Genomic DNA, 12,454 nt, shown 5'->3' with positions numbered 1-12,454 from the left:
AAGACGCCGCTCACATCTCCTGTGAGCGGCGTCTTGTCGTTCTGAGCCTGCCGTGAAGCCACGCATTGACGTCATGAGCTGAAAGCGATGATCTTAAAACGATGAACTCAAGGCGATGAACTCAAGGCGATGAGCTCAAAACGATAAGTTCATGCCTCGACTCGGCTCAATGATGGTCGCGCGGGTTCACGCGACGATTCTTGACGTCCGGCGCACGGCGGATGCGATCTTCCTCGGCCAGGCTGTCAGCCTCGAAGATATCCGCACCGACCGGTGTCTCACCATGACGGCGATACAGCTGACTGAGCATCTGGCGACGATCAGCCCGCAGCTCCTTCACCAGCACCACGATCATCCCGTAGATGATGAAGGTGAACGGCAAGGCCGAGAGTACCGAGGCTGACTGCAAGCCCTTAAGACCGCCCGTCGAGATCAGCGTCAAGCAGATGGCCGCGATCAGCACGCCCCAAGCGATACGCTTGTAGAGCGGCGGATTGATCGAGCCGCCGTCGGTCATCTGCGCCACGATGTAGGACGCCGAATCGGCAGAGGTCACCAGGAAGATGAAGATCAGCATGATCGCGACCACCGACAGCACGCTGCTGAAGGGCATCAGATCGAACATCTCGAACAAGGCAGACGTGATGTTGGCATCCGTCGCGGCCGCCAGACCGGCATCACCGGCCAACTCCATATTGATCGCAGCACCACCGAAGACGCCGATCCACAGGCACGCCAGCAGCGGCGGCACGATCAGCACGCCCACCACATATTCCTTGATGGTTCGGCCACGCGAGACACGCGCGACGAAGGTCCCGACGAAGGGTGACCAGGCAATGACCCATGCCCAGTAGAAAACGGTCCAAGAGCTGTTCCAATCATTGCCGTCATAGGGCGACATGCGCAGGCTCATGCCGATGAAGTTCTGCAGATAATCGCCGATGCCCAGGGTGATCGTCTTGAGGATATCCAGTGTCGAGCCAGTGAACAGCACATAGAGCATCAGCGCGATGCAGATGCTCATGTTGAGGTTGGACAGGCGCTTGATGCCCTTGTCGAGCCCGGACCAAGTCGAGGCCATGTAGGCACAGAACATCACGCCCATGATGATGAACTGCCATTGCCAGCCCTCTTCCACGCCGAAGACGAAGTGCAGCCCCCCATTCATCTGCAACACGCCCAGACCCAGCGATGTCGCAACCCCCATCACGGTCGCCACCACTGCAAAGACATCCAGCACCGGGCCGTAGCGGCGTGCCTTGGGGTGCTTGGCCGTCACGGAAGACAGCACCGAGGACACCAGCCCCGCCTGTCCCTTGCGGAACTGGAAATAGGCAATGATCAGGCCAACCACCGAGAAGGCAGCCCACTGATGGACGCCCCAGTTGAAGAAGGCATATTGAATGGCATAGCGCGCAGACTCGGGCGTCTCACCCGGCATATCGGCGAACGGTGGCTTCAGATAGTGCTGCATGGGTTCCGCCATGCCATAGAACACCAGCCCGACGCCGAACCCTGCTGCCAACAGCATGCTGACCCAGGAAAAGAAGGTATAGGAAGGCCGGCTGTCCTGCGGGCCGAGCCGGATCTTGCCGTACTTGCTCAACGCGAGGCTGATGAGAAAGATCACGAAACCAAAGACGGATATCAGATAGAACCAGCCGAACATGCTGGTCACGGCGCCGAGCGCCTGATCTGCCAATTCACCGAAACGGGTGGGGAATCCTGCCCCCAATGCGACCAGCCCCAGAATGATGATGACCGACGCGCTGAATACGCGCTTTCCTCCAGATGTCATAAATCGCTACTCCCTGTGAGCTGTGACAGCGGTGAGGTGGATCGCGCACCAGCGAGAAACGAGTAGCGTATCGCCAACGAATATTCGCAGTGCCTTCTAGACATGAACCTGATTCCCCAGAACTTCAAGGGCAGGCGACGCCAGCAACACAGGAAAATTTGTCACTGCTTATAGAGGCAGGCGCCTGTTCCCGCCGAGCTACAGCCTCCGCGTGGGAGGACAAAGCCGGTTTTGAAAGGACAGTGCAGGCTGTGGGAGGACAGTGCAGGCCTTGGAAGGACGCGGCGAGAGAGCAGGAAGCCGAGAAAGCTCAGGCAAGCTGGCCTGCCAGCCACGATGGCGAGATCGCAGGACAACCTCTACATTACTTGTACGATAGTTATAAATCTCGACTCACCACCGACATGACGTACCACTGAGGACATCCCCGATGCCTGCCCCCACTACTGCAACACACCAGCCACGTACCGCTGTGACCCCCACTCACGCGTCGTCTGCTACTCCGCTGCACCAGAGTCCCGTTGCCGAGCAGTCGATCGCCCACCAGGACGCGACCAGCATGACACTCGAGTCGCTGGCACGAGCACTGCAACAAGGAATGGTGCCAGTGGTCGAGGTCATGTCACTGGATGGTATCTACAAGGTGAGGATTCATCATTGCCACGGCATCTCGGACCTGACGCGCAACGACCACAGCGCGCTCTGGTTCAAGGGCACCGGTGAGATACGCGACTTGATGGGAGCACGCGGCATCAGCCACGGCGTGCTGACCTGGGCAGATCAATGGGGAGATGAAATGATCGGGGTCGAATCTCGCAGCCTCAATCAGGAAGAACTGCTCGCCTGGGGCACGCGCATCTGTTTCAAGTGAGGAACAGCCTCACGATGCAAGGGAAGTCAGAGCCTGCGACTTCAAGTACACAGGCACCTCGGCGAGAGGCCATCAGGCTGAAGACCTTCAAATGACGGGGAGGCGGATGACAAGCCAAAAGAGCCTGCAGCCAATGGCCACAGGCTCTTTTCCTTTTACTCCATTCAGCACTCACTCTATCCAGAAGTTTCTCTAGCCAACATTCTCTAGACAGAATCGTATCCAGCCAATCTTCACGCTGAAACAGAGCTCACGCTGACACGAGCGTCAGCCTCCTTGGTGTCAGCCAGCAGAGACAGAAGGTAGTCCTTGCGCTTCAGAAATACGGGACGCTGTTGGTAATCTCGTTTATAGGTCTGCTTGGATACCAGCGCCTCCTGGAATGCTTCAAATTCTTCTCCATTCCCGACGTAGCGATTCTCGAGCGACATGAAGCGCTCGATATCCGCCGAGGTCAGGTATTCCCGCAAGCTGTCATTGAGATAATAGCTGAACGAGAAATACGGCATGAAGCCAAAGCGCTCGGCACGGCGGACAAAATCCGCATAGAGCAGCTCAGGATGTTGGCGACCGACCCCCAGCTTCGCGTGATTCTTGGCACGATTGGAAATGAAGATCGCACTGCGCCGTGGCAAGAAAAGATGCTCCAGAAACAGGCCCAATGTGTGGGTCACGATTTCCCGCCCTTGCACTGCCGCAATGAACCAGACCTCCATCGGCCTGGCGGGCGCCTTGCTTTGACGAAAAGTGAAAAAGCCCAGTTCACCCAGTGCCACAGGCAACCACTGCGACAATGGCGTCAGGCAGAACGTCGTGCTGTCAGCCCAGACTCCCCCGTAGCGACTCAATAGATACAACCGCAATACGTCCGCCTTGATGGCGGGGTTCAACCTGACTGTCGACAGCTCGAAGGCAGCAAGGAAATCAAAGCCAAGTACCTGCTGAATATTGTCATCACTGAGCAGGCGCACTTCGTAGTCTGGATTCAGCGCCTGCCACGAGCTGACGCTCAGGCGAACGACTTCCGGCGCTGATTCCAGCGGAGCATCCCAGTACATCCAGATGATCTTGGGTTGGGCTTGTGACTGAGTCGCCGGCGTTCCCGGGGTGGACCCGAGTGACGCCGCACGCTGCAGCTCTGCAAGTGAATCCCGGGCTACCTGATAACGTGGGCTCTGTGGCGACAGCTGCGCGATTCCATAATGCGCATTGTAGCGATGGCTGAACCACGCAATATGCTTGCGCAGCCAATTGCCCTTGTTCTCGAAAGTATCGCTTCGAATGAATGCATTGATCATCAGGCAACCCAGGTATTAGTTACCCATGACAGCGCATAGGTAACGATAAATAACGCGAATCACGTAAAAATACCGATAGTTTGCAAAATTGTCTAACAGCAGGAAAAACTCGAGGAAATGACGCAAGATCAGATGAGGCGAGGACAAGTCTTGGCCTCGTGACAGGGCTTACGAGAGGGCCTGTGACAGGAAATGATGACTTGTCATCGATGAAGCTGTTCACCGATGACAAGAATCAGGAAACCACGTGATCAGCACTCGTCTTTCAGGACATGCCAGCTGAATGGTCAACGCACATATCAGTGCAACACCTCAGTGGCTGACGGCTTCTTCATTGGCCACGAAACCGGCGTCAGCGCAAAGGCGGCTGAATTCATCCCAGTGTTTCATGACCTGCCAGGCGCCTGTGGTCCGCAGCACCTCGGCGTGGCCCGGCGGAATGTGACTGGCACCCAGATGGCCGACAACCTTGAGACCTGCGGCCACGGCTGCCTGCATTCCCGTGCGGCTGTCTTCGACTACCAGACATTCCTCGGCGGAGCGTCCCAGCGTCTTGAGGGCGAGCAGATAGAGGTCTGGTGCCGGCTTGGGGTTCATGACCTCATCGGAGGTGAAGATCGGCAGCTGCTCGTCGCCATTGGCCGCGGCAATCTCATCGAGAATGCCGCGCAGCCCCGAGCTCTCGAGATTGATCTTCATGCGCTGCTCAGAACTGTTGGACACGATCGCCAGCGGTAGACGCTGATCGCGGATCCATTCCAGCATCTCGCGCACCCCGGGCATGGCCTTGAGCGAGTCGGCCAGTCGGGCATCGACGAGATGGCGCACCTGGTCGAGCGCATCCACGGGCAGCGTGTGCTGACTGCGCGCTTCCAGATCCAGCAGGATATCGCGCGTCATCATGCCCAGGCAGCGGTCCAGCTCATGCTCGATCTGCTCTGCACTCCCCAGGTCTGGCAGCCAGACGGGAAGCTTCTCCTTGAGCACGCCATCAGCGATGATCTCGCTATCCACCAATACACCGTCACAATCAAAGATAAGTTGCTTCATGCGAGCTCCAATTCGAGAAAAGATGGCAGAAACACGTGATGAACAAGACACCTTGTCGCGCAAGGCATAGAGCGGCCACAAGAAGTGATATCTCTCATTGATGAGGGCAGAAAACTGAAAAGCAATCCCGACACTCTGCAGCAGACATGAGCGAGGATTTCCCGAGCCATGTCTGTCGGTAGGCGACTTGACGCGCTCAAGGGTAATGCACTGCAATGGCAACGTCATGACAGGAATTCTTGCCTTATCAAGACACCCATGCAGGAGGAAGTATGCGTCATCGCCATTCCCGCACATGCTCACATCCCTCACACTCGTCCGGCTTCGGCACGGGCCTTCTGGCCGGCGCCGCCGCGGCGACCGCCTTCTTTCTGGGCCGGCGCCTCAACAGTGCTCGCAAGGTCAGCAGCGGCCACCCGCTGAAGCATCAGGTGCTCGATGCGGCCTCGCAGGTCATGCAGCGCAAATATCCGATGGAAGCGATGAGTACCTACCTCAACGGCTTCCACCATTATGCCGATGACATGGGGCGTCAGGTGGAGGCCAGCCACTTCTGCATCCACCTGGAACATGATCTGCACCAATGCGTGATCTTCGATTCCAATCGCAGTGATGCCCGCTTGATCGGGATCGAATACATCATCAGCGCCGAGCGCTACGAGCAGCTGCCCGAGGAAGAAAAGCCCCTCTGGCACAGCCATCACTATGAAGTAAAGTCCGGGATCCTAGTGGCCCCGGGGATTCCGGAACTGGCGGAGCGCAGCTACTTCGAAGACCTCGTCACCACCTACGGCAAGACCTTCCACACCTGGCAGATCGACCGCGACGATTTCCCCTACGGTATCCCGCAGCTGATGATGGCCTTCACCCGTGATGGTCAGATCGATGAGGAACTGATGAAGCGTCGTGATGAGCGCCTGGGCATCAGCACCGAGGAGCGCCGCCAGAAACGCGCAGAGATTCCGCTGCCCGATGTCAGCCCCAAGGCCAACGGTGGCCCGACACCACCTGACAGCGAGTCCCACCAGCCGCCGCAGGAAAGCCTGAACGACAGCCGCTGAGGCTAGGTCGCAGTGAATCAGCTACACGAAAAGGTACTCCCCCACGACAAGGCGCCTGGCAACTGATTGCTAGGCGCCTTGTCGTTTCAGCTATCGCGCCAGGAAGCCGCGATAGGCATCCCCTGGTGATCAGCTCTGGTTGTCGTGTCGCGGCTTGTCTTCGCGTGATGTCGAAGCCATCTTCTCGAGCTCCTCTTCACTCATGGAGTCATACATCGAGCGAGCGGCCCCGTCCAGCTCGCTGACCTTCTGCTCACCACGACGTGCTGACAGTGCTGCCCCGGCTGCCATCTGCTGTGCCTTGGACTTGGCTGGCATGATTGTCCTCCCTCTGGGCGAATATCGTGAACCATGATCGGCTGCCATGCGCTCGACCATGCCGCTTGCTGTCACTCTCCATGAGCCATGCGGTCCCCCTTCGCCCTTTTCAACCTCACGATGCCTTGAGTTTGCCCTCTCTGACCCAAGGCCATGCAGGAGAGGCAGATAGCCGTTCTCCGCGAGAACGCCTCCGGGCATCGAGCAGACTATCGCCAACGACCCACAATAATATCGCCATCCAAATGCGGGAGAGCCGCCATGCGTGACGTCGAATTTCCTCAACATCTTTCGCCCCATAATGCCAAGGATGACCTGACAGCGCTGGACGCCGAGCAACTGGCACACGGGTACCAACGCGGTGAGTTCGACCCGTTACAGGTAACCCGAGCGGTGCTCGATCGTATCGAGCGACTCAACCCGCTTGTCAATGCCTATGTACATGTCGCACATGACACGGCGCTGAAGGAGGCGCGTGAATCCACGCAGCGCTGGCAGGCCGGCAAGCCATTGAGTCCACTCGATGGCATTCCGACCTCACTGAAAGGCCTGACAGATGTTGCCGGCATGCCGGCGAGAGCAGGCTCCCTGATCACACCGGCTACGACATGCCAGCAGGATGCGCCGCCGGTCAGGCGCTTGCGTGAGGCAGGCGCGATTCTACTGGGCAAGACCAACACCCCCGAGTTCGGCTGGAAGGCTGTCACCGACAACCTCGTGCATGGCACCACCAGCAATGCCTGGAATACCACACTGACGCCCGGCGGCTCTTCCGGTGGCGCGGCTACTGCCGCCGCCCTGAACCTGGGCGTGCTGCATCAGGGCGGTGACTCCGGTGGATCGATCCGCATCCCCGCCGCCTTCAGTGGCATCTTCGGCTTCAAACCCACCTTCGGCTGGACACCGCAGTGGCCGCCCTCCAAGGCTGCCTTTCTGTCCAGCATCGGCCCCTTGACCCGCAACCCCCGTGACGCCGCCGCCATGTTAAATGTGATCGGCCGTCATGATGCCCAGGACCCTTACGCCAATCGCGGCCAACCCGAGGACTGGGGCGCGGATATCGGCAAGTCACTGGCAGGACTTCGCATCGCCTACTCGCCATGTTTAGGGCATGTCGAGGTCGACCCCGAGATCGCAAGCCTGGTGGAGCGCGCCGCACAGCGACTGGCGAACCTTGGCGCGGACATCGTGGCAGTCGACCCTCCGGTCGAGACAAGCTTCGAGACGTTTCGCAAGATTTGGTTCACCGCCTCACTGGGGCTCTGGGATGACTGCGATACTCAGCAACGTGAACAGCTCGATCCCGGGCTGGTCGAGAATGCCATGTGTGCACGTGAATGGTCGTCGCTGGATCTCTTCAAGGCGCTTGAGGAGCGCTACCGGATCACCCAGGCGCTGGAGAAATTCAATCAGGATTTCCATCTATTGCTGACTCCCAGCGTCGCCGTCACCCCCTTCGCGTTGAATCATCAGGTACCCCCGGATAGCCAGATGCACGACTGGGAGGAATGGGCACCGTTCTCCTATCCCTTCAACCTGAGCGGCCAACCTGCAGCGTCGGTGCCCTGTGGCTTCACGTCTCAGGGACTGCCCGTCGGCTTTCAGTTGGCAGGTGGCAAGCACGATGACGTGCGACTGCTGCGGGCTGCCGCTGCCTATATGGATGCCCACCCGACGGCGCATCCCGCCGAGCCCTTCAGCGCGACATGAATCCATACGGCTGTCATGCTGCTTAACAACATGCAAAGTGGCCACACTGGGTCACATGAAGACCGGGAGCTTCCATGGCAGCCGCTACCCCTGCATCACAAGACACGCACGCCTGCGCGCATTTGGCCAGTTTGCGCAACGGCCTGGAGGTGGCGCTCGATCACGCCGGCATCGCCACCTCCGCCATTCGGCCATTGCCCGACAGTGGCCTGGCGCACGCCCACTTTCGTCTCGAACTGCTCCCTGCGCGCCATGACGAGGCGCAGGAGTGGATCGCCCGCTTGCCCAAGCAGAGTCAGATGCGCCTCTCGGCCACCGAGAATCTTGCCTACCAGGCAGCATGTTTCGAGCGCTGTCAGCCCAGCCATCACACCCCACGGCTAGAGGGCGCCCTTGCGCCTCAGCCTGCTCTGCCACGCGGCGGCCTGCTGGTGGAAGCCATAGCGGGCCGCGCAGCCAGACTGCCGGAAGATCTCCGCGCCATTACTGAAGCTCTGGCCAGCATTCACTCCTTACCGCTGCCAGCCGTGCACAAGCGTGCGCCTCTGTCGGCACCTGACTGCCCATGGCAGTCCATGCTCGACGAGATCGAACACCAATGCCGCTACCTGGAAAGCGCCGGCCTGACCCAGGAGGGTCACCGATTGATCGAAAGCGAGTTGCAGGCACTGAGGGTCTTCATCGCTGCGCAGCAGGCCCCTGCTGTCATCAGCCTGATCAGTTTCGACGCCCACCCCGGCAACTTTCTCATCGAGGAAGACCGCTCGGGTTCCGCGCCCCCACGTGCGGTACTGGTGGATCTCGAGAAGTGCCGCTATGGCTTGCCGGGATTTGATCTCGCCCATGCCACCCTCTACACCTCCACGACCTGGGATGTCGCCAGTCATGCCATCCTCACGCCAGAGCAAGTCGCCGACGCCTATCGTCATTGGTGTCAGCAGATGATGGCGACGAGTGCCGCCCCCGCACTCCATGACAGTCAGACACTGCTGCAGGCGAGACGCGCCATGTGGCTCTGGTCACTCAGCTGGTGCGCCAAATGGCTATCGCTCAACTGCGAGACCAGGGATAACGGGCACCACGGCGAAGACTGGTCCAGCGAGCTGAGCCAAGATCAGCTGATCGCACATGTGCGTGAACGCGCCAGCCATTACCTCACCGAGCACTGCATTCGTGGCGTCATCGATGAATGGCAACAACTGGCGCGAGCACTCCCCCGGACGACATAGACGCCGGCGGACTAGCGATACCGGAATTACTTGAGCGAATCCTGATTGCCGATGCGCGCCATCATTTCGGTAAACATCTGGATGTCGAGCATCAGATTATCGACCCGCTTGAACTCCTCAGAGGTATGCCCGGTATAGGTCTCGCCCGGCATGGAGGGGCCGAAATTGATCGCATTAGGCAACAGCTTGGCGGTCGTACTGCCCGCGGAGGAACGCGGCTCGGCCTCAATGCCGGTGGTATCCCCGAAGATATTGAGCAGCGTCTGCAGCCAGGCACCGCTGGGATCACGCAGCATCCAGTCACGAATCTCAACGTTCAGCGTCATGTCCATGCCCTGCTCGCTGGCGTAGGCGTTCAGCTTTTCCTGAATCGTCTGGCTCAATTCCTCAGGTGATTTCTCGCCGGCGGGCGCACGCACATTGACCGCGACCCGCAGCGCATCGTCCTCCTTGGCAAAGAAAGTCGGCGTCACCTTGAGCGGCCCCATGAAATCATGGGAATACGCGATGCCAAGCTGCTTGCCATGATAGTCCAGACCATAATTGTCGTTCAGGTAATGGATGGCATCCTCATAGGCATTGTCATGGAAATCGATGCCGGAGGTGGCGAGCAGGCCCGCCAGCCGTGTGACAGGATTGACGCCGTTGGCCGGCGCCGAGGAGTGGGCCGACTTGCCGGTCACCGTCACGCTGACCTCTTCGCCTTCCACTTCACTGGCGACGCTGAAGTCCTGGCCATGCTCCTTGACGTAGCGGCTGCCGAGCGTCTCAAGCTTGTGGCTGAGCGCCTTGGCGCCCGCTGCATCAGCCGCGTGCAGCGTGGCGGTGGAGCGCTCCGGAATCTGGTTGGTCGCCAGGCCGCCCTTGAAGTCGGTGATCGTCGGCAGAGCGTCGACTGCCTGATCAGATGACGCCTCGCCCGCCTTAGGCGTCAAGGGGAAGCGCGCATCGATGGTGCCGAAACCATTCTCGGCCGTGATCGCCGGATAACCGCTATCGAGCACGATGTTGTATTCCGGCAGGTCATTTCTGGCTTTGTAGTACTCGAAGCCATCACCGCCGGTCTCTTCCGTGGTCTCGATCATCAGGCGAATGGTGCGCTTGAGCGGCACCTCATTCTCCTTGAGCGACTTCATGGCATACAGCGCCGCGGCGATCGAGGCCTTGTCATCTTCGGTACCGCGCCCGTAGAGCTTGCCGTCGATCTCGGTCATCGCGAACGGATCGAGATGGGTACCGTCGTCGAGTGTCCAGCCCTCCTCGCCTGCCGGCACCACATCGCCGTGGGTCAGAATGCCGAACACGTCATCGCCAGTTCCCTCAAGCTCAACCTCGAAGACGCGATTGTCAACGTTACGGAACGTCAGGCCGAACGCCTCGGCGCGCGCCTTGATCAACTCACCGAAGCGCGCGATTTCCGGGTTCTCGAATTGCGGCTTCTCCCCCACCTTGGCGGTCGGGATCGCGACCATTTCCTTGAGCAGCGCCTGGACGTCATCGCCGTACTGCAGACGGTTGTAGACCCCCAGCAGACGATAGATGTTGACGAAGGCATCGCCCTCAAGCGTCTCACCGGCCTGATACTGCTCGATGGCGGCCCTAACGGCTGTGCCCTGCGAATTGCGTTCGGCAACCTGTGTCAGAAAGCCATTGAAGTCCGTCGCCAGCTCCTGCCGGCCCTGTTCGATCAAGCTGACCAGCTGGGCACGCTTGAGCGTATGTTCACCCTGCGGTGCGCGCTTGTCCGTGTCATCGGCAGCCATCGGCTCGTCTGCGCTGACAGGCAGCGCGCTGCCGAGCCCGATTGCCAGACCCAGCGCGAGGGCCGTCTGACGAGAGGTAGCGTGAGTGGCTATGCGGGTACTCATGGGCATGTACATCCTTGTGTTAGGCAAGACGCCACGTCATCAATGGCCGCAGGGACAAGCGATGAGAAGAAGAACCTCACCGGCGCCCGACGGCAGCTGATCACGCGACATCAAGACGGTTTCATCGGCCTTTCCGTGAAACATGAATGTCTTATACACAACCATCTTATATACTAGGCCACGCCACGCCAACCCTAGCGAGAGGTGCCTGCCACTCTGCTCTCAATTATGGCTCTGTACATTGCGACCCTGTCCACCGCACTCCTGCCTACCCTGACCTTAGCCCTCTTCGCCCCAGACGAGCGACTCAGTTCCAGCGCTTGAGCAGAATCTCGATGAACAGTTCCGCGATCGGCGACAGGGACTCACCACGCCGTCGCAATAGCCCAATGGTACGGTCGATACGAGGTTCGGGCAGTTCACGCTGACACAACACCTCGTGTTCCGGCCCCGGCATGGCCATCGACGGCAGGATGGCGACGCCCAGCCCGCTCTCGACCAGACCCAGTGACGTCGAGAGATGCTGCACCTCATAGAAGCCATCCAGATGCAGGCCGGCGGACAGCAGAGTGTTGTCGAGCAGAATGCGGTTGCCGCTGTCACGCGAGACCGTGATCAGGCGCACATCATCCAGATCGCCCCATTCCACGTGCTGTTTCTGTGCAAGAGGATGGTCACGACGCAGGGCCAGCACGAAGGGATCACGATAGATGGAGGTGAAATCTACCGCCGGATGGTGGGCACTGACCATGTTGATACCAAAGTCTGCCTCCCCTGAAACCACCCTTTCGACCCCTTCATTGGCACTGACATCCAGGATACGAATCCGGATACCGGGATAGGCGGTATTGAATTCCCGCACCACACTGGGCAGGAAGTAGAAGGCTGCCGTGGGCAGGCAGGCGATGGTCAGCACCCCCTTGCGATGGGTGGCAAGCTCGCGCACGCCGACCAGAGACGACTCATAATCTTCGAGCAACTTGCGGGCTTTGGGCAGGAAATCACGCCCAATGGGCGTCAAACGACTTCTTCGCGTAGTGCGCTCCAGCACCTTGGCGCCCAGAACCTCCTCCAGTTTCTGGATACGGCGCGACAATGCCGGCTGCGAAATATGCAGCCTTACTGCCGCCTCATTGAAGGAATGATTCTCGGCGACCTCGACGAACGCCGACAGATCCAGAAACTCCAATCTATGCATGCAACCACCTTATTGGTTCACTTTTCGGATTAATGCGCATAATGACGACAGTA

10 protein-coding genes are annotated in these 12,454 nt (G+C 59.3%); 4 read left to right on the top strand and 6 right to left on the bottom strand.

Going from position 1 to position 12,454, the window contains the following annotated elements:
* Positions 1-166: 166 nt before the first annotated feature.
* Entirely contained in the window at positions 167-1,798 is a 1,632-nt protein-coding gene (locus tag AC5WNI_RS07120; protein WP_368448857.1) for a BCCT family transporter, read from the bottom strand.
* 430 nt (positions 1,799-2,228) lie between these two features.
* Here AC5WNI_RS07120 and AC5WNI_RS07115 point away from each other — a divergent pair, with 430 nt between their 5' ends.
* The gene (locus AC5WNI_RS07115; protein ID WP_368448856.1) at positions 2,229-2,669 is read left to right on the top strand and encodes a hypothetical protein; all 441 of its coding nucleotides are present in this window, start codon (positions 2,229-2,231) and stop codon (positions 2,667-2,669) included.
* Positions 2,670-2,902: 233 nt separating this feature from the next.
* On the opposite strand, the gene AC5WNI_RS07110 is transcribed toward AC5WNI_RS07115, so the two are convergent.
* Together AC5WNI_RS07110 and AC5WNI_RS07105 are read right to left on the bottom strand one after the other, a co-directional pair.
* Positions 2,903-3,967, bottom strand: a complete 1,065-nt coding sequence (locus AC5WNI_RS07110) for a capsular polysaccharide synthesis protein (protein WP_495928986.1) — start codon at positions 3,965-3,967, stop codon at positions 2,903-2,905.
* A gap of 312 nt (positions 3,968-4,279) precedes the next feature.
* Entirely contained in the window at positions 4,280-5,017 is a 738-nt protein-coding gene (locus AC5WNI_RS07105; protein WP_368448852.1) for an HAD family hydrolase, read from the bottom strand.
* 272 nt (positions 5,018-5,289) lie between these two features.
* Between AC5WNI_RS07105 and AC5WNI_RS07100 the strand changes: the two genes are divergently transcribed.
* Positions 5,290-6,078 carry an OBAP family protein gene (locus AC5WNI_RS07100; RefSeq protein ID WP_368448850.1) on the top strand — a complete coding sequence of 263 codons (789 nt, stop codon included), beginning with the start codon at positions 5,290-5,292 and terminating at the stop codon, positions 6,076-6,078.
* A 129-nt stretch (positions 6,079-6,207) separates the two neighbouring features.
* Here the strand turns inward: AC5WNI_RS07100 and AC5WNI_RS07095 are convergent, their stop codons facing one another.
* Complete coding sequence (locus AC5WNI_RS07095; protein ID WP_043332182.1) at positions 6,208-6,396, bottom strand: DUF3008 family protein; 189 nt, start codon at positions 6,394-6,396, stop codon at positions 6,208-6,210.
* Between the two features lie 261 nt (positions 6,397-6,657).
* On the opposite strand from AC5WNI_RS07095, the gene AC5WNI_RS07090 reads away from it, so the two are divergent.
* Positions 6,658-8,106 (top strand): amidase, encoded by a 1,449-nt coding sequence (locus AC5WNI_RS07090; protein WP_368448848.1) that lies wholly within the window; start codon positions 6,658-6,660, stop codon positions 8,104-8,106.
* Positions 8,107-8,180: 74 nt separating this feature from the next.
* Complete coding sequence (locus tag AC5WNI_RS07085; protein ID WP_368448846.1) at positions 8,181-9,335, top strand: phosphotransferase; 1,155 nt, start codon at positions 8,181-8,183, stop codon at positions 9,333-9,335.
* Positions 9,336-9,361: 26 nt separating this feature from the next.
* Here the strand turns inward: AC5WNI_RS07085 and AC5WNI_RS07080 are convergent, their stop codons facing one another.
* Positions 9,362-11,203, bottom strand: coding sequence for a dipeptidase (locus AC5WNI_RS07080; protein WP_368448844.1), 1,842 nt, complete (start codon positions 11,201-11,203; stop codon positions 9,362-9,364).
* Between the two features lie 307 nt (positions 11,204-11,510).
* Complete coding sequence (locus AC5WNI_RS07075) at positions 11,511-12,401, bottom strand: LysR family transcriptional regulator (protein ID WP_368448842.1); 891 nt, start codon at positions 12,399-12,401, stop codon at positions 11,511-11,513.
* Positions 12,402-12,454 lie beyond the last annotated feature (53 nt).

The organism is Cobetia sp. PDI-12MA, from assembly GCF_059507695.1.
This window is presented reverse-complemented; position numbering and strand designations above follow the sequence as displayed.

Coding starts and splice junctions, on each gene's coding strand:
- AC5WNI_RS07120 (WP_368448857.1), bottom strand. CDS start 1,798: ATGACATCTGGAGGAAAGCGCGTATTCAGCGCGTCGGTCATCATCATT.
- AC5WNI_RS07115 (WP_368448856.1), top strand. CDS start 2,229: ATGCCTGCCCCCACTACTGCAACACACCAGCCACGTACCGCTGTGACC.
- AC5WNI_RS07110 (WP_495928986.1), bottom strand. CDS start 3,967: ATGATCAATGCATTCATTCGAAGCGATACTTTCGAGAACAAGGGCAAT.
- AC5WNI_RS07105 (WP_368448852.1), bottom strand. CDS start 5,017: ATGAAGCAACTTATCTTTGATTGTGACGGTGTATTGGTGGATAGCGAG.
- AC5WNI_RS07100 (WP_368448850.1), top strand. CDS start 5,290: ATGCGTCATCGCCATTCCCGCACATGCTCACATCCCTCACACTCGTCC.
- AC5WNI_RS07095 (WP_043332182.1), bottom strand. CDS start 6,396: ATGCCAGCCAAGTCCAAGGCACAGCAGATGGCAGCCGGGGCAGCACTG.
- AC5WNI_RS07090 (WP_368448848.1), top strand. CDS start 6,658: ATGCGTGACGTCGAATTTCCTCAACATCTTTCGCCCCATAATGCCAAG.
- AC5WNI_RS07085 (WP_368448846.1), top strand. CDS start 8,181: ATGGCAGCCGCTACCCCTGCATCACAAGACACGCACGCCTGCGCGCAT.
- AC5WNI_RS07080 (WP_368448844.1), bottom strand. CDS start 11,203: ATGAGTACCCGCATAGCCACTCACGCTACCTCTCGTCAGACGGCCCTC.
- AC5WNI_RS07075 (WP_368448842.1), bottom strand. CDS start 12,401: ATGCATAGATTGGAGTTTCTGGATCTGTCGGCGTTCGTCGAGGTCGCC.